Source organism: Micromonospora sp. NPDC048894 (genome assembly GCF_040649765.1).
Lineage (GTDB): Bacteria > Actinomycetota > Actinomycetes > Mycobacteriales > Micromonosporaceae > Micromonospora > Micromonospora antibiotica.
On record NZ_JBEZFY010000014.1, the window covers coordinates 127015 to 143266 of the forward strand.

The following is a 16252-nucleotide window of genomic DNA, read 5'->3' on the forward strand; positions in this document are numbered from 1 at the left end:
GCTACGGGCCACACCCGAAGTAACCAGCGAATGCCGAGATGTCCGAGGTTGGGAGAGAGTGTGAACGCCATCTCACTCGATGTTCCACCGGTCGAGGCCGCCGAGCAGCAACCTGAATGGGAAGACCCGGCGCAGGTCGCGCAAATCCGCGACGTCCTGGCGAGCCTTCCTCCACTCATCGAGGCGGAGTCACTTCCCACGTTCCAGAGTTCACTCGCCGACGTCGCCGCCGGGCACGCCCAGGTACTGCAGGCCGGTGACTGTGCCGAGGACCCTGCGGAATGCACCGCGGAACACGTCAGGCGCAAGGTGGACCTGCTCGACGCCCTCGCCGCCACCATGAGCGCCGCCACCGGCCGACCCGTCGTCCGGGTGGGCCGCATCGCCGGCCAGTACGCCAAGCCACGGTCGAGGCCCACCGAACAGGTCGACGGCGTCGACCTGCCCGTCTACCGCGGCCACCTGGTCAACGATCCTGCGGCGACCCGCCCGGCACGCCGGCCCGACCCGCAGCGGCTGCTCGCGGGATACCGGTCGGCGAGACGGACCCTCAGCGAACTCGGGACCGTCCGTGCCGCCGGGGCGCCCGTCTGGACCAGCCACGAGGCACTGCTGCTCGACTACGAGGTGCCGATGCTGCGCCGTGACCGCGCCGGCCGGGTCGCGCTCACCTCCACCCACTGGCCGTGGATCGGTGAGCGGACCCGGCAGCTCCACGGTGCCCACGTCGCCCTCCTCGCCCAGGTGGTGAACCCGGTCGCGTGCAAGGTCGGGCCGACGATGACGGTCGTCGACCTGCTCGCGCTGTGCGCACGGCTCGATCCGCTACGGGAACCGGGACGCCTCACCCTGATCGCCCGACTGGGCGCCGACGTGGTCGCCGACCGGCTACCGCCGCTCGTGCGGGCCGTACGCGCGGCCGGGCACCCGGTGGTCTGGCTGGTCGATCCCCTGCACGGCAACACCGTCACCGCAGCCACCGGACGTAAGACGCGCATCCTGTCGACCATCCTCCGGGAGGTCACCGCGTTCCAGATCGCGGTACACGCCGAAGGTGGGGTCGCGGGCGGCGTACACCTCGAGACGACCCCCGACGACGTGACCGAGTGCCTTGACGACGGGCACAGCAGCGAGCCGGCCCGCCTGCGGTACACCTCGCTCTGCGACCCGCGGCTCAATCCCCGCCAGGCGCAGACCGTGGTCTCCGCCTGGCGGACGTCACCCCTGACGAACCGGGCTGAGGAGAAACCGTGCCGGGCCTGACACCGATCGCCGCCTACCCGCTTCCGACCACGGGCGACCTGCCCGTCAGCATCGCGCAGTGGACTCCCGATGCCAGCCGGGCAGCGCTGCTCGTCCACGACATGCAGCGTTACTTCCTCGGCCCGTTCGACCCGTCGGTACGCGGGGCGCTGGTCCGCAACTGCGTCCGGTTACGCCAGCGGTGCGGCGAACTCCGCGTGCCGACCTATTACACGGCCCAGCCCGGAGGCATGACCGAGCAGGAGCGCGGCCTGCTCAAGGACATCTGGGGTCCCGGGATGAGCGGGCAACCCGGCGACCGGGAGATCGTCACCGAACTCGCGCCCGGACCGGCGGACCACGTGCTCACCAAGTGGCGCTACAGCGCGTTCCACCGTTCGGACCTGCTGACCCGGCTACGCCGGCAGGGTCGCGACCAGCTCATCGTCTGCGGGGTCTACGGGCACGTCGGAGTGCTGGCCACCGCCCTCGACGCGTTCACCAACGACATCCAGCCCTTCCTCGTCGCCGACGCCATCGGTGACTTCTCCGCCGACCACCACCAGTTGACGCTCGACTATGCGGCCACGCGTTGCGCGGTGGTCACCACCACGGAGGAGGTCTTCCCGTGAACGCGGCCCGCCTGCTCCGACAGCTAGTCGATCCCGGCCGGGAGGCATTCGCCCTGCTGCACCGCCCCGAGTCGGTGGGCGGCGACCGGGTGGAGATCCTGTCCGGCCGGATCAGCACCGTCGCGCGGCTCGCCGACGTCCCACTCCCCGACGCCCCGATCCACCAGGCCGGGCCGGGCGACGAGACGCTACACGAGACGCTGGTGCTGGTGCCCCACCAGCAGATCACCGAGCGGGGATTCACCGCCGTCATGGACGGGTCACCGCTGATCACTCTGTCGGTGACCGAACAGGGCTCGATGACCAGGGCTGAAGCGTTCGAACACCTCCCGGACGACCCGATCAGCCTCACCAACGGCGGCTTCGACACCGATGACGGCAGCTACGCCGACACGGTACGTGCGGTACTCGCCAACGAGATCAGCACCGGTGCCGGCGCGAACTTCGTCATCAAGCGGTCGTACGTCACCACCGTCACGGGGTACTCCCCGCGCACGGCGCTGAGCCTGTTCCGCCGGCTGCTCGCCCGGGAGACCGGCGCCTACTGGACCTTCCTCGTGCACACCGGCACCCGGACGTTCGTGGGCGCCACCCCGGAACGGCACGTCAGCCTGCGTGGCGGCGTGGCGGCGATGACCCCGATCAGCGGGACCTACCGCTACCCGAGGACCGGACCGGTCCTGGCGGAGGTTCTCGACTTCCTCACCGACGGCAAGGAGACCGACGAGCTGTACATGGTCCTCGACGAGGAACTCAAGATGATGGCCCGGGTGTGCGACAGCGGGGGCCGGGTGGTCGGCCCGTTCCTGCGGCAGATGGCCTGGCTCGCGCACACCGAGTACAACATCGAGGGCCCCAGCAGCCTGGACCCCCGCGACATCCTCCGGGAGACCATGTTCGCCCCGACCGTGACGGGCAGCCCGTTGGAGAACGCCTTCCGGGTGATCGCCCGCTACGAACCGCACGGCCGCGGCTACTACGGCGGCATCGCGGCCCTGATCGGCCGGGACGCCGGTGGCGCACGGACCATGGACGCCGCCATCATGATCCGCACCGCCGACATCCGTCCCTCGCAGACCGACGACAGCGCCCGCGTCGAGGTCGGTGTCGGTGCCACGCTCGTCCGGCACTCCGATCCCGACGCCGAGGTCGCCGAGACCCACGCCAAGGCCGCCGGGGTGCTCTCCGCGTTGGGCATCGGCGAACGCCTCGACGGGCACCCACTGATCCGACAGGCGCTCGACCGCCGCAACACGGCGATCGCGAGCTTCTGGCTCAGCGACGCGCAGACCCGCAGGCGGCCGCAGCCCGCCCTGGCCGGCCGCCGAGCCCTGATCGTCGATGCCGAGGACGCCTTCAGCGCGATGCTGGCCCACCAGCTACGGGCACTCGGCCTGGCGGTGCAGGTGGCCCGGGCCGACACCCGCCCCGGGTTCGACGCCCACGACCTCGTCGTCCTCGGCCCCGGCCCGGGTGACCCGCGCGACACCGCCGATCCACGGATGAGCCACCTCACCGAGGCGATCGACCAGCTCCTCGCCCGGCGTACCCCGTTCCTGGCGGTGTGCCTGAGCCACCAGCTGCTGTGCCGGCACCTCGGCCTGCCGCTACGGCGGCGGGACATCCCCAACCAGGGCGTCCAACGTGAGATCGAGCTGTTCGGCACCCCGGCACGGGTCGGCTTCTACAACTCCTTCGTCGCGTACGCGCGGATGGAGCAGTTCCACAGTCCCAGGGCGGGCGAGGTGCGCGTCAGCCACGACCCCACCACCGGTGAGGTGCACGCCCTACGCGGAGCCCACTTCAGCTCGGTGCAGTTCCACCCGGAGTCGGTCCTCACCCAGGACGGCGAACGCGTGCTGGGCGACCTGCTGGCATCGCTGACACACATCGAGGAGGTCATGAACGCATGAAGGCCGCCGTCTCCTGGTGGGACCTCGCCGGGTCCACCCAGACCATCGACTCACTGCGCCACTACCTGCGCGAGGAGGGCGTGCAGCCGTGGGAGCGGGTGCACGGAATGCGGCTCAAGTTCTGGATCTCCGACCGGGAGACCAACCGCTGGGGCGCGGTCATGCTGTGGGACGCCACCGCCGACCTGACCGCGCCGCTGCCGCCGAACCGGGCCACCGAGCTGATCGGATACCCGCCCACCGTGCGGATGATGACCGAGGTGGAGGCCATCGTGGAAGGGCTGCACGCCGGCCCGTCCGACGACCGTGGGCTGGCATTCGGACCGGTCCGGAACCCGTCGTGAGTACGTCGGCACAGCAGCTGGGCGTCGATGTCTTCGCCACCCCGCCCGACGAGCCGATGGGGCTGCTGCGGAGCTGGCTGGACGCGGCGCGGGCGGACGCCGTCCGCGAGCCCGGCGCGCTGGCGCTGGCGACCGCCGACGCCGACGGTCGCCCGTCGACCCGGATGGTGCAGGTCCTCGCCGTGCGCGACAGCGGACTGCTGTTCGCCACCCACTCCGGCAGTCGCAAGGGCCGGGAGTTGGCGGCGAACCGTTGGGCGTCGGGTGTCCTCTACTGGCGGGAGGTGGCCCGCCAGGTGGTCGTCAGCGGGCCGACCGGCCCGCTGGGAGCCGACGAGGCCGACGCCCTGTGGACGGCCCGGCCGGTCGCCACCCACCCGATGTCGGTGGCGTCGCAGCAGAGCGCACCCCTCACCGACGAGGAGGCGTTGCGCGAGCAGGCGCGGCGGCTCGGCGACGGGGGCCTGCCGTTGCCCCGCCCGGATGCCTGGCTGGCCTACCTGCTGGAGCCGGATTCGGTCGAGTTCTGGGAGTCCGACCCGGGCCGGTTGCACCGTCGGCTGCGCTTCGACCGCGACGGCACCGGGTGGCGGTCCGGTCGCCTTCAACCCTGACCACCCGGACAGTTCGCTCGAGAGGAACAGGTAGACGAGATGTGTGGAATTGCAGGCTGGGTCTCGTACGATCGGGATCTCACGCGACACCAGGCCGACCTGGACGCGATGACGGCGACCATGGCCTGCCGGGGTCCGGACGCATCCGGTGTCCAGCTGGACCGGCACGCCGGGCTCGGTCACCGCAGGCTCGCCGTGATCGACGTCGACGGCGGCACCCAGCCGATGGCGGTGCAGACCGACGACGGCACGGTGACGATCACCTACAGCGGCGAGGCGTACAACTTCGGGGAGCTGCGCGGCGAACTGCGACGCCGCGGTCACCGCTTCCGGACCCGCAGCGACACCGAGGTGGTGCTGCACGGCTACCTGGAATGGGGCGAGGCGGTCGCCGAACGGCTCAACGGCATGTACGCCTTCGCCGTGTGGGACTCCCGGGTCGAGAAGCTGGTGCTGATCCGGGACCGGCTCGGCGTCAAGCCGCTCTACTACTACCGCACCGACGACGGGGTGCTCTTCGGTTCCGAGCCCAAGGCGATCCTCGCCAACCCGCTGGCCGAACGTGCCGTCGACCTGGCGGGGATCCGGGAACTGGTCAGCTTCACCCAGACGCCCGGCAGCGCCGTCTGGTGCGGGATGAACGAGGTGCTGCCCGGCGGGGTCGTCACCGTCGACCGTGCCGGGCTGCGCGAGCACCGCTACTGGACGCTGCCGAGCCGCCCGCACACCGACGACCTGCCGACCACCATCACCAACGTCCGCTCGTTGCTCAGGGACGTGGTGGAACGCCAACTGGTCTCCGACGTGCCGCGCTGCACCCTGCTGTCCGGCGGGCTCGACTCCAGCGCGATCACCGCCCTCGCCGCCGCCAAGCTCGGCGAACGCGGTGAGAAGGTGCGCAGCTTCGCGGTGGACTTCACCGGACGCGAGGACGACTTCGTCGCCGACGAGCTGCGCGCCACCACCGACGCCCCGTACGCGCGGGAGGTGGGCGCGCACGTCGGCTCGCTGCACGAGTCGGTGGTCCTCGACCACCGGGACATCGCCGACCCCGCGGTCCGACGGGCGGTGATCACCGCCCGGGACAGTCCGCTCAGCCTCGGCGACATGGACACCTCGCTGTACCTGCTGTTCCAGGCGATCCGTCAGCACTCCACGGTGGCCCTGTCCGGGGAGTCCGCCGACGAGGTCTTCGGCGGCTACCGGTGGTTCTTCCAACCGGAGGCCCAGGCCGCGGCGACGTTCCCCTGGATGGCGGTGTTCGTCAGCGGCGCGAAGGCCCAGGTGTCGGACCGGTTCAACGCCGACATCACGGCCGCCCTCGACCTGCCCAGCTACATCCGGGACCGGTACGCCGAGGCGCTCACCGAGATCGAGCGGGTCGACGGCGAGAGCGACCACGAGTTCCGGATGCGCGAGATGTGCCACCTGCACCTGACCCGCTTCGTCCGGATGCTGCTCGAACGCAAGGACCGGGTCAGCATGGCCGTCGGTCTGGAGGTCCGGGTGCCGTTCTGCGACCACCGGCTGGTCGAGTACGTCTACAACACCCCGTGGTCGATGAAGACGTTCGACGGGCGGGAGAAGAGCCTGCTGCGGGCCGCGACCGCCGACCTGCTCCCCCGTTCGGTTCTCGACCGGGTGAAGGCCCCGTATCCGGCCACGCTCGACCCGATGTACACGAGCGCCCTGTTGCAGCAGTGCAGGGACCTGCTCGCCACCGACGACCCGGTGTTCAACCTGGTCGACCGCGCCTACCTGGAGGGCATCACCCGTGAGTCGGGCGCCCTGCCGATCGAGATCCGCAACGGCATGGAGCGGGTGCTCGACCTGAGCACCTGGCTGGACATCTACCGCCCCGAGCTTCGGTTCTGACCTGACCGCCACCGGCTGAGAAGGGACTTCCGTTGACGACCGAGACCCAGCTTCCGGGGTTCACCGACCAGGTGGACCTGCGGGCCCGCAACCGCGCGACCGTCACCGACTACATGAGCCGCAAGGGCGAGAACCGGCTGACCCGCTACCTGCTGTTCACCGAGGACGGCAGCGCCGGCCTGTGGACCACCGACACCGGCCAGCCGGTCGCCTCTCAGGGCCACGAACTGCTCCGGGCGCACGGGGAGTGGTCGCTGCGGATGTTCCCCGACTGGGAGTGGACGAACGTCGAGATCTTCGAGACGCAGGACCCGAACCGGTTCTGGGTCGAGTGCGACGGCGAGGGTCAGATCCTCTACCCGGCGTACCCGCCCGGGCACTACCGCAACCACTTCATCCACTCGTTCGAGTTGGACGATGGAAAGATCCGCCGCCAGCGGGAATTCATGAACCCGTTCCAGCAGCTCCGGGCGCTGGGCATCGAGGTGCCGACGATCGACCGCGGCGGAATCCCCACCTAGGAGCAGCAGATGACCGCTCGGCTCAATCCGTACATCGCCTTCAACGGCAACGCCCGGGAGGCACTGGAGTTCTACCGTGAGATCCTCGGCGGTGAGTTGGAGATCGGCACGTTCACCGAGTACGGCGCGTCCGACGTGATGGCCGCCGACAAGATCATGCACGCGGTGCTCACCACCCCGGACGGTTTCACCCTGATGGCCTGGGACGTCCCCGAGCGGGTGCCGTTCCACCCGGGCAACAACGTCGCCCTCTATCTCGGCGGCGACGATCCCGCGTTGCGCGGCTACTTCCAGCGGCTGTCGGTCGGGGGCACGGTGACGATGCCGCTCAACACACAGGTGTGGGGCGACGAGGCCGGCTCGTTCATCGACCAGTTCGGGATCTTCTGGATGGTCAACATCACCCGGCCGAAGGGCTGACCGGCCACACCTGGCGGATCCGGCACGCTAGCCCCCCGAGGTGGGCCCGCCCGCTGTCAGCGGGCGGGCCCACCTCGGTCTGCCGGCGTACCGCACGTCGGCGGGACCGCCCGGGGCTCACGTGTAAAGCGTCGCGCGGGCCACCACGACCGCGGACCCGGAGACCTGGACCGTTTCGATCCGGTCCGGTGCACCGGTGGCCCGGGCCCGCATCGTCGACGGGCGACCGATCTCGACGCCCTGCAGGACCTCGATCCACTCACCGAAGGGGATCAGGCCGTGTCGCGCCAGATGCACCGCCAACGACCCGGCCGCCGAACCGGTGGCGGCGTCCTCGACGACGCCGTAGGCGGGCGAGAACATGCGCAGCCGCCACTGCGTGTCGGAACCCGCGAAGCAGTTGGCGGCCATGTCGGGCAGCCGGGCCAGGACCCGCTGGTCGGGCTCCAGCGCGGACAACTCGGGTACGCCCGGCAGACCGACGAACACATGCCTCGGCCCGTTGTCGTAGACCTCCACCGGCAGGACGGCGTCGGTGGCGGGGACACCCAGCCCGGCGAGCAACTCCTCGGCCCGGTCGTAGCGCCCCCAGGTGGGGATGGGCTGCCACGAACTCGCCGAGCCGCGCCCGTCCCGGGTGGACCGCTCGATGTCGAACGTCACCGTGCCCATGGCCGTCTCCATCCGGATCTCCCCGACCGGCTTCAACTCGCTGAGTACGATCGCCGTGCCCAGGGTCGGGTGCCCGGCGAACGGCAGCTCGTTGACGGGGGTGAAGATGCGGACCCGCACGTCACCGTCCCGGCGCGGAGGCAGCACGAAGACGGTCTCCGACAGGTGCATCTCGTTCGCGATCTGCTGCATCCGCTCGGCGGACAGGGCTGCCGCGTCCAGGAAGACCGCGACCGGGTTGCCCTCCAACGCCGTCTCCGTGAAGACGTCCGCCACCACGTACTCGTAGGTGCCCACAGGTTCTCTCCAGCCGGGGATCGTCGAGGTCAATGCGTGTCGAACAACGCCTGGTAGCGGGCGACCGCCTGCTCGGTCACCGCACGCTCGGCGTGGGTGGGCCGGAACGGGTCCGCGGCCGGCGGCAACGCGCCGTACTTGAGCAGGGCAGCCATCAGCAGCAACCGGGCCTTGGTCGCGGTCAGGTTGTTGCCGACGATGAACGTCGGATCCGTCCGGTACGCCATGCCACCGGTGTTGCCACGGCCGGTGCGAACCACCGGCATCCCCGCGAAGATGGCCACCCCGAGCGCCGAGTTCTTCGCCGGGTCCGCCATCCCGAACGGCGACATGCCCTCGCAGACGAAACCGGCGAGCGGGGCGGCGGCGAGATTGGCCCGGATCCGGGCCAGGATCTCCACCTCGTCGCCCACCCGGGGATCGCCGCCCGGTTCCGCCGCGTAGCGGCTGTACTTGGTGATCGTCACCCTGGGCATGGCGTCCGGGATCAGCCCGTCCCCGTCCCTCGTCGCGACACCGAGCAGGGTGACGCCCGACTCCAACGAGCCGGCGACGCCGTTCACCTCCTTCGGCAGCACGGTGAGGCGCAGCTGCGAGCGCGCGGTCTGCCGACGCGTCGGCAGGTAGGTGAGCTGCGGGGGGCCGTACCCGCCCAGGTCGGCGACGATTCCCCCGTGGCCGCCGGTGACTTCGTATCCGCCCGGTCGAGCGTCGACCTTGGTCACGTCGCGGGCGGTGTAGACGAGTTCGTCGACGATCACGCAGGCGCCGACCCGGTCGACACCCTGCGCGTCGAGGGCGACACCGGAGGCGATGTACTTCACTCCGTCCACCACGTTGCGGTCGCCGTCGGCGCTCAGCGAGTGGTGCCGCCGCTGGGCGGCGTGGCCGACGAGGGGAACCGTCGTGTCGATCAGCAGGCCGAGCCAGTAGAGGGTCTCGTCCACGGTCGGGCTGCCCTCGAGCCACTGCACGCCGTCGTGCTCACCCGCGGCGAGGACGGCCTGGACCTGGTTGGTCGCCCCGGCGAGGTCACCCAGGTGCGGCTCACTCTGCAGGTGGTAGGGGTAGTAGACGAAGAAGTCACGGCCGAGCCGCTCCCCGTCCGGACCGGTGGTGTAGCCACCCGACGGGGCCGCGCGGAAGAAGTCGAAGTCGGCGATCGAACCGAACTCGACAGGTGTGCCGTGATCGCCCAGCCCGAACCGTTCGATCTCCTCGTAGAGGCGGCTAGCGTCCGGGTAGAACGTCTGCCGGGCCGCCTCCGGTGGCGCGTACGGCGTGGTCGCGGCCTGCTCCCACGCTGAACCGTCACGCTGCCGCGCCAGGTATGGCAGGGGGTACAGCCCGTCGTCGGGGTGCAGCTCCACGACGAACACCGGGGTGGCGTCGCCGGCCGGCTGCGCGGTGTGGAACGCGCCGTCGGTGTCGAGCCAGCCGTCCGGCGGCGCGTACAGGTGTGCCGCGTCGCGTTCGAGTGGATGCGCGCTGTACGCCTCGACGTACGCCGTGACCGGCGCCGCCAGCCGCTGCGGACGCAGTGCGTCGAACCGGCCCGGCCGGGGTGCGAGGCCGTGCCGGATCCGGGCCTTGTTCGACGTGACCAGGTCGGGGGTGTTCAGGATGGTCGCCGTCGGCCCGGCGAACACCGCGATCCGGGGCCGGGTCCCGCCCGTCGGGGTCAGGCCGGTCATGCCGGGGTCAAATGCTCGACCGACACGTCGTGCTGCTCGGTGAGCCGCCGGGCGATCAGCGACCGGTGACAGGCCACCGCATCGCGCTCGACGCAGAACAGCGCCGCCCGCCCCCGCGTCGGTAGCGCCGCGAGCAGCGGCACCAGGTCGGCGAGGTCGAGGACCTCGGCGGTGTAGCGGCGCACGTACTCGGCAGCCAACTCCCGGCGGGACCGCTTACCGACGCCCTGGCGGTCGTCCTCGGCGTACTGCAGATGGCGGTGTTCGGTGGTCGGGGCCAACTCGCGGTGGTGCTCGTAGGCGATGCCCGCACCGGCGAGGGCCTCCTGCAGCCGGCGCGCGTTCGCCCAGGCGTAGTCGGGCCCCCGGACCCCGCGGCGCTGGCGCACGTCGAACAGCAGCCTGACGTCCGCGGCGCGCAGGCGTAGCAGGAATGATTCGAGATCGAAATCGTAGACTCCGATTGTCACCAATCTATGCATTGGCATCCCGGTCCCTCGTATGGCGGTGCCGCACAATCCGCATCCTGATACTTGGTCGACCCACCCGACACTACCCTTGGAGACCCTCGACACAGCGGTTCGAATGCCATACCGAAAATGCCGATCCGACCACCCGCCCGACTCTTTTGCATCGACCGTCCACTGTGTTATGTGTCAGCCGCCACGAATCACGCGCCGGAGGTCTGCGAGTCGATCACGAAGGGTGCGCTCACCACCGTGCCGACTCGGGTGGTAGTAGTTCTTTCCCACCAGACCGTCCGGCGGATACTGCTGTTCCAGCACCCCGTCCGGAACCTTGTGCGGATAGCGGTAACCGATCGCGTTGCCGAGTTCCGCGGCACCCTTGTAGCGCCCATAGCGCAGGTGGGCGGGGACGTCGTCCACGGCACCCCTGCGCACGTCCGACATCGCCGCGTCGATGCTCTCGATCACCGCGTTGGACTTCGGCGCCATCGCGAGGTGCAGAGTGGCCTGCGTCAGCGCGAGACGCGCCTCGGGCATGCCGATCAACTGCACCGCCTGCGCCGCGGCGACGGCCGCGTGCAGGGCCGTGGGATCGGCCAGACCGACGTCCTCGCTGGCGTGCACGATGAGCCGCCGCGCGACGAACCGCGGGTCCTCCCCGGCCACCAGCATCCGGGCCAGATAGTGCAACGCGGCGTCGGGGTCCGAACCACGGATCGACTTGATGAAGGCGCTGATGACGTCGTAGTGCTGGTCGCCCTGCCGGTCGTATCGCACGGTCGTCTCCGCGACGGCCCGTTCCACGGCCGGCACGTCGATCTCGGTGCCATCGGTCGCCAGCACCCCGTCGGCGGCGGCCTCCAACGCGGTCAGCGCGCTGCGGGCGTCACCGGCGGCCAGCCGCACCAGCGCGGCTTCGGCCTCGGCCGACAGCGTGACCGCGCCGCCGAGGCCCCGTGGATCCGCTGCGGCGCGACGCAGCAGGTCACGGACGTCGGTGTCGCCCAACGAGCGCAGTTGCAGCACCAGCAGGCGCGACAGCAGCGGGGCCACCACCGAGAACGACGGGTTCTCGGTGGTGGCGGCGACCAGCAGCACCAGCCGGTCCTCGACCGCACCGAGCAGCGCGTCCTGCTGCGTCTTGGAGAAGCGGTGCACCTCGTCGATGAACAGCACGGTCTGCCGGTGCTGCCGGTCGAGCCGGCGGCGGGCCTCGACCATCACGTCGCGCACCTCCTTGACGCCGCTGGACAGCGCCGAGAGGGCGACGAACTGGCGGGTGCCGGCGGTGGCCAGCAGCCGGGCGATCGTGGTCTTTCCGGTGCCGGGCGGGCCGTAGAGCAGCACCGAGGCCGCGCCTGCGCCCTCGAGCAGTCGGCGTAACGGGGCACCGGGACGCAGCAGGTGAGCCTGACCGACGATCTCGTCGATCGTGCGGGGTCGCATCCGGGTCGCCAGCGGGCCGGCGTCCGGTGCCGCCGCACCCGGCTGCGGCCGTGGGTCGGCGCGCGGGGTGGTGAAGGACGGTGCGGGCAATTCGAACAGGGTCTCGACGCTGTCGTCCGTTCCGTCGTCTCGGCCATCCGTTGTGACGGTGCTCTGCTGGGACACGCTTGGTGGCCCTCCCCTTCGGTGAGCTGGGTATGTCGTGCGCACCCTAACCCGTCGTCCGCGAGCAACCCGTCAATACAACAACGGCGGTTCGCCACGACGCACGCCGGGAACCACCGTTGTTGTACATCAATTTTGTCGCACTCCGGTCATTGGCCGAACGGAGCGCGTCCGTGACACCAAAGCCCTTCCTCGGCAGTTCCCTACGGGGTACGGTTGCCACCGTCGTCGCGAAGGGCAGTGCGGGCGGAGGAAGAATGGCAATCGACCTACAGGCCACTCGGGACATTGTCGATGTCATGACCGGCGGGTGGAAGGCACAGGCTCTCTACACCGCGGTCAAGCTCGGATTACCGGATCACGTCGCCGCCGGCCGGACCACCAGCGACGAACTGGCCGCGGCAAGCGGCGCTTCCGCAGCGGGGATACGTCGTCTCATGCGACTCATGGTGGCGATGCGCGTGTTCAACGGTAGCGAGACGAGCGGCTACCGCAGCACCTCGATCAGCGAGGCGCTGCGTTCCGACTCACCGTCGATGCGCGACATGTGCCTGCTGCACGGCGAGGAGTACTACGCCGCGTGGGGGCACGCCCATCGCGCGATCGGCACGGTCAACTCCGGCTTCGAGGCCGCCTACGGCAGCTCCTTCTACGACTACCTGAGCGGGGACCCGGACACCGCCCGCCGGTTCCAGGCCACCATGAACGCCGGCAACATGTTCTTCCATGAGGTGCCGGCCGCCTTCGACTTCACCGGCGGCAAGACCATCGTGGACGTCGGTGGTGGCGGCGGGCAGCTGCTCTCCACGCTCCTCGCGGCCACACCCGACGCCAAGGGCGTGCTGTTCGACCGCGAGCACATGATGCCCAGGGCCGGCGAACACCTGGCCGCCACCGTCGGGCTCCACCGGGTCACCCTCGTCGGCGGCGACATGTTCACCAGCGTGCCGACGGGCGGCGACGTCTACATCCTGTCCCGCGCGCTGGCCGGTTGGGACGACGACGCGGTCGTCCAGGCCTTCGACAACTGTCGCCGGGCGATGTCCGGCCCGACGGCGCGGCTGCTGGTCCTCGACCGCTTCGTCGTCGACGAGGACCCGTCCGTGCTGCCGGCCCTGTGGGATCTGCACCTGCTGATGATCACCGGCGGGGCGCACCGGAGCCTCCACCACGTCACCGAGCTACTCGGCCGCGCCGGATTGGACGTCGAGCGGACCGGCGCGCTCCCGATGGAGCACGTCGCCGTCGTCGCCGCACCCCGCCAGGCATCCTGACCGGGCCGTCGATGGCCGGGAGCGGCCGCTCCGGCCAACGGGATCAGCCGCTGGTGTGCCCCTCCGGTACTAAACTGTGACGATGATCCGGGAGGAGCTGCTGCGGTTACGGGCGGGTGCGGAGTCCGAGGCAGCGACGCTGGCGCGGGATCTGGAGGCGCTGTTCACGGCATCGCGGGATTCGAACGCCGACGACGAACACGATCCCGAGGGTGCCACCGTCGGCTTCGAACGCGCCCAGCTGATCGCGCTGCTCGCCGCGACGCGGGCGCGGATCGCCGAGGTCGACGACGCCCTGCTCAGGCTGGAGGCGGAGACCTACGGGCGCTGCGAGCGCTGCCAGCAACCGATCGGTGCGGAACGACTCGCCGTGCGGCCGTTCGCCCGCCACTGCATCTCGTGTGCGTAGGACGGTGAGGCGGGCGAGTGCCCCAATCTTCCCGCTTTCGTAGCCGGGGGTGTCGCGGTGGACGGTGTCGGCCGCCCGCACACTCCGGGAGTCGATACAGGATGCCAGCGACGACCGCCCGACGAGGATGCCTCTCCGGCCCACCCACCGCGGCGACGGCCCTTGCGGTGCGGGAGGCACTGCGCCTCAGTGTCGGGTCATCCGCCGTCCCGGCTTCGTTCCCACGCCCGGGTAGCACTGATAGGTTCACGGTCCGGACGGGTTCGTGGCGGGGTAGGGATGACGATGTCGGTACGCCTGATCGGTGCCAACCCCGGACTCACCCTGTTCGACGCCGCCGGCGAGCGCACCGCGTTCGCGTCGGTGTGGCGGGTGGACTGGTCCGAACGGGGCCCGGGGCATGCGATCGTGGTGTGGCAGGCGGGCGAGGTCCGGATCCTGACCCCACGACCGGAACTCGGCCAGTGGCTGACCGACGAGTTCACCAGGCATTTTCCGGAGGTCGCGGGCCTGCCGTGGGGCACACCGGCGGTGACGCACACCGCAGTCCGTCTCGACTACGACCTGGCCCGGGGTGTCCGCGCACAGGCGGCCGATGTCGTCGTGGAGATCGACGAGCCGCTCGACCGGCGGCTGATCCGGGTGCCCGAGTTCGACCTCGGCGGCACCCCGAACCTGCTCTCCACCGTGTACGTGCCGTGCGCCGAAGGGCGGCTGACCGTCGACGGGGTCGCCGTGGCGGGGTCACCACAGGTGACCCACGAGCCGACGACATCATCCAGCGCGTTCCTGGCGGACGCCGAGGTGTGGTGCCGGGTGGACGTTCCCAGCTGACCCGGTCCGGGCCGCCGCCGGTACCGGCGGCGGCCCGCCGGACAGTGGAGCCCGTGACCACCCGGTCCTCACCTCCTGACCGCCCGGCCGGCGGCGAGCCACAGCAGGGCCGCCCGGACCAGCTCACCGGCGACCAGCGCGGCGACACCGCCGAGGGCGCCCGTGACCGGCACGAGCAGCCAACCGGCCCCGGCGACGACGGCGAACTGCGCCACCGCCGCCTGCGCCGACCAGCGTCGACCCCGCGCGCCGCTGACCTCCAGGAGCAGCGCCGCCACGGCGTTCGCGCCGAACAGCACGATCTCCACGGCGATCGCCGGATAGACCAGGTCCGGTCCCGCCCCGGCGGTGAAGGCGGCGGTCAGCGCTACCGCTGCGGGCAGCCCGAACGCCATGGTCGCGCCGAGTGTCCGTCGGGCGGCCCGCCAGCCGGCCAGCTCGCCGGCCCGTTCGTACCGGTCCGCGACGGTGGGTTGGACGAGGCGCAGCAGGTAGCCCCACCCGGTGGACACCACCGACGTGACCACTGCCAGCACGTAGAAGAGGCTGATCTCGGCGGCGTCCCCCAGGGCGGCCAGGGCGGCGTACAGGGCCGACGCGCCGGCCGTGCCCAGCAGTTCGGCGACTCCGAGTAGCGCCGCGGCGCGCAGCGCGACCCGGCGTGGCAGTGCCGGTACGTCGGGGGCGACCGCGTCCCCGTGACCTGCAGCCGAGTCGGCACGTCGTGCCGTACCGCCGTGCGGGGCTGGGTCCAGGTGCTCCGTCGCCGGCTCCCGTCCGGTGTCCGCATCTGCTCCGGGACCGGGCGTTTCCCCGGGGGGCGCGGGCGTGCTCCGGTCGCCGCGGACGAGGCCGACGAGCAGCGCGACGTTCACCGCGATACCGGCGGCGGCCAGCGCGGTGAGGACCTGGGTGGCGCCTGCTCCGGCCAACGCCAGCGTGACCGCGACCGCGTACGCCGCCGCGACGGCGAGGTACGCCGCGCCGTCGACCAGCGGGGCACCCCGTAGCCGGTACAGTGCGACGAGGACCGTGGCGCAGCCGATCCCGCCGGCGGCGGTGGCCGCGGCGGCGTAGCGGACCGCCGTGTCCCCCGCGCCGGCCACGACCAGCAGGAGCCATCCGGCCAGCGGCACGGCGAGCCCGGTGGCGGCGATCGCGCGCATCAGCCGGTGCAGGTGTGCGCCGCCGGGCCGCGCGATCAGGGTCAGCGCGGCCTTCTCCGGTCCGCTGGACACCGCCACGGTGTACCAGGCGAGCGCGCCGACAGGTCCCGCGTACGCGGCGAACTCGTCCGGACCCCACACGGCCAGCAGGATCAGTCCCGCGGCGTACACGGCGAGCCGGTACGCGCCGCGTCCGGCCAGGAGGACCACCACGACGCGCGGCCGGGGCAGGGCGGCCGGGACGGTTGTCCTCATGCGACCGGGTCG

The 16252-nt window shown here is 71.1% G+C and carries 16 protein-coding genes; 11 read left to right on the top strand and 5 right to left on the bottom strand.

Annotated features, from left to right (window positions below):
* Positions 1–60: 60 nt before the first annotated feature.
* The 8 genes from AB0C22_RS25725 to AB0C22_RS25760 are packed head-to-tail and all read left to right on the top strand — an operon-like array spanning position 61 to position 7561.
* Entirely contained in the window at positions 61–1263 is a 1203-nt protein-coding gene (locus AB0C22_RS25725; RefSeq protein WP_357537487.1) for a 3-deoxy-7-phosphoheptulonate synthase, read from the top strand.
* Complete coding sequence (locus tag AB0C22_RS25730; RefSeq protein WP_219463436.1) at positions 1251–1874, top strand: isochorismatase family protein; 624 nt, start codon at positions 1251–1253, stop codon at positions 1872–1874. Before AB0C22_RS25725 ends, AB0C22_RS25730 begins: the two co-directional genes overlap by 13 nt.
* Complete coding sequence (locus AB0C22_RS25735) at positions 1871–3787, top strand: anthranilate synthase family protein (RefSeq protein WP_219463438.1); 1917 nt, start codon at positions 1871–1873, stop codon at positions 3785–3787. The genes AB0C22_RS25730 and AB0C22_RS25735 overlap by 4 nt, the downstream gene beginning before the upstream one ends.
* Complete coding sequence (locus tag AB0C22_RS25740) at positions 3784–4131, top strand: hypothetical protein (RefSeq protein ID WP_219463439.1); 348 nt, start codon at positions 3784–3786, stop codon at positions 4129–4131. The genes AB0C22_RS25735 and AB0C22_RS25740 overlap by 4 nt, the downstream gene beginning before the upstream one ends.
* Entirely contained in the window at positions 4128–4745 is a 618-nt protein-coding gene (gene phzG, locus AB0C22_RS25745) for a phenazine biosynthesis FMN-dependent oxidase PhzG (RefSeq protein WP_219463441.1), read from the top strand. Before AB0C22_RS25740 ends, phzG begins: the two co-directional genes overlap by 4 nt.
* 39 nt (positions 4746–4784) lie before the next feature.
* The gene (gene asnB, locus AB0C22_RS25750; protein ID WP_219463443.1) at positions 4785–6620 is read left to right on the top strand and encodes an asparagine synthase (glutamine-hydrolyzing); all 1836 of its coding nucleotides are present in this window, start codon (positions 4785–4787) and stop codon (positions 6618–6620) included.
* A 32-nt stretch (positions 6621–6652) separates the two neighbouring features.
* The gene (locus tag AB0C22_RS25755; protein ID WP_219463446.1) at positions 6653–7141 is read left to right on the top strand and encodes a PhzA/PhzB family protein; all 489 of its coding nucleotides are present in this window, start codon (positions 6653–6655) and stop codon (positions 7139–7141) included.
* A gap of 9 nt (positions 7142–7150) precedes the next feature.
* Positions 7151–7561 (top strand): VOC family protein, encoded by a 411-nt coding sequence (locus tag AB0C22_RS25760; protein ID WP_219463448.1) that lies wholly within the window; start codon positions 7151–7153, stop codon positions 7559–7561.
* 117 nt (positions 7562–7678) lie between these two features.
* Here the strand turns inward: AB0C22_RS25760 and AB0C22_RS25765 are convergent, their stop codons facing one another.
* The 4 genes from AB0C22_RS25765 to AB0C22_RS25780 form a co-directional block, all read right to left on the bottom strand.
* Positions 7679–8530, bottom strand: coding sequence for a PhzF family phenazine biosynthesis isomerase (locus AB0C22_RS25765; RefSeq protein WP_307799765.1), 852 nt, complete (start codon positions 8528–8530; stop codon positions 7679–7681).
* Positions 8531–8559: 29 nt separating this feature from the next.
* Positions 8560–10224 (bottom strand): asparaginase domain-containing protein, encoded by a 1665-nt coding sequence (locus tag AB0C22_RS25770; protein ID WP_219463449.1) that lies wholly within the window; start codon positions 10222–10224, stop codon positions 8560–8562.
* Positions 10221–10694, bottom strand: coding sequence for a DUF488 domain-containing protein (locus AB0C22_RS25775; protein ID WP_308290839.1), 474 nt, complete (start codon positions 10692–10694; stop codon positions 10221–10223). Before AB0C22_RS25775 ends, AB0C22_RS25770 begins: the two co-directional genes overlap by 4 nt.
* A gap of 186 nt (positions 10695–10880) precedes the next feature.
* A complete protein-coding gene (locus AB0C22_RS25780; RefSeq protein WP_357537544.1) occupies positions 10881–12137 on the bottom strand; it encodes a replication-associated recombination protein A in 1257 nt (418 codons plus the stop codon).
* 464 nt (positions 12138–12601) lie between these two features.
* Here AB0C22_RS25780 and AB0C22_RS25785 point away from each other — a divergent pair, with 464 nt between their 5' ends.
* The 3 genes from AB0C22_RS25785 (at position 12602) to AB0C22_RS25795 (ending at position 14819) form a co-directional block, all read left to right on the top strand.
* Positions 12602–13576, top strand: a complete 975-nt coding sequence (locus AB0C22_RS25785) for a methyltransferase (RefSeq protein ID WP_357537546.1) — start codon at positions 12602–12604, stop codon at positions 13574–13576.
* Between the two features lie 82 nt (positions 13577–13658).
* Positions 13659–13985, top strand: a complete 327-nt coding sequence (locus tag AB0C22_RS25790; RefSeq protein WP_208569987.1) for a TraR/DksA C4-type zinc finger protein — start codon at positions 13659–13661, stop codon at positions 13983–13985.
* 285 nt (positions 13986–14270) lie between these two features.
* Complete coding sequence (locus AB0C22_RS25795; RefSeq protein WP_357537492.1) at positions 14271–14819, top strand: hypothetical protein; 549 nt, start codon at positions 14271–14273, stop codon at positions 14817–14819.
* A 68-nt stretch (positions 14820–14887) separates the two neighbouring features.
* On the opposite strand, the gene AB0C22_RS25800 is transcribed toward AB0C22_RS25795, so the two are convergent.
* Complete coding sequence (locus AB0C22_RS25800) at positions 14888–16240, bottom strand: hypothetical protein (RefSeq protein WP_357537494.1); 1353 nt, start codon at positions 16238–16240, stop codon at positions 14888–14890.
* Positions 16241–16252 lie beyond the last annotated feature (12 nt).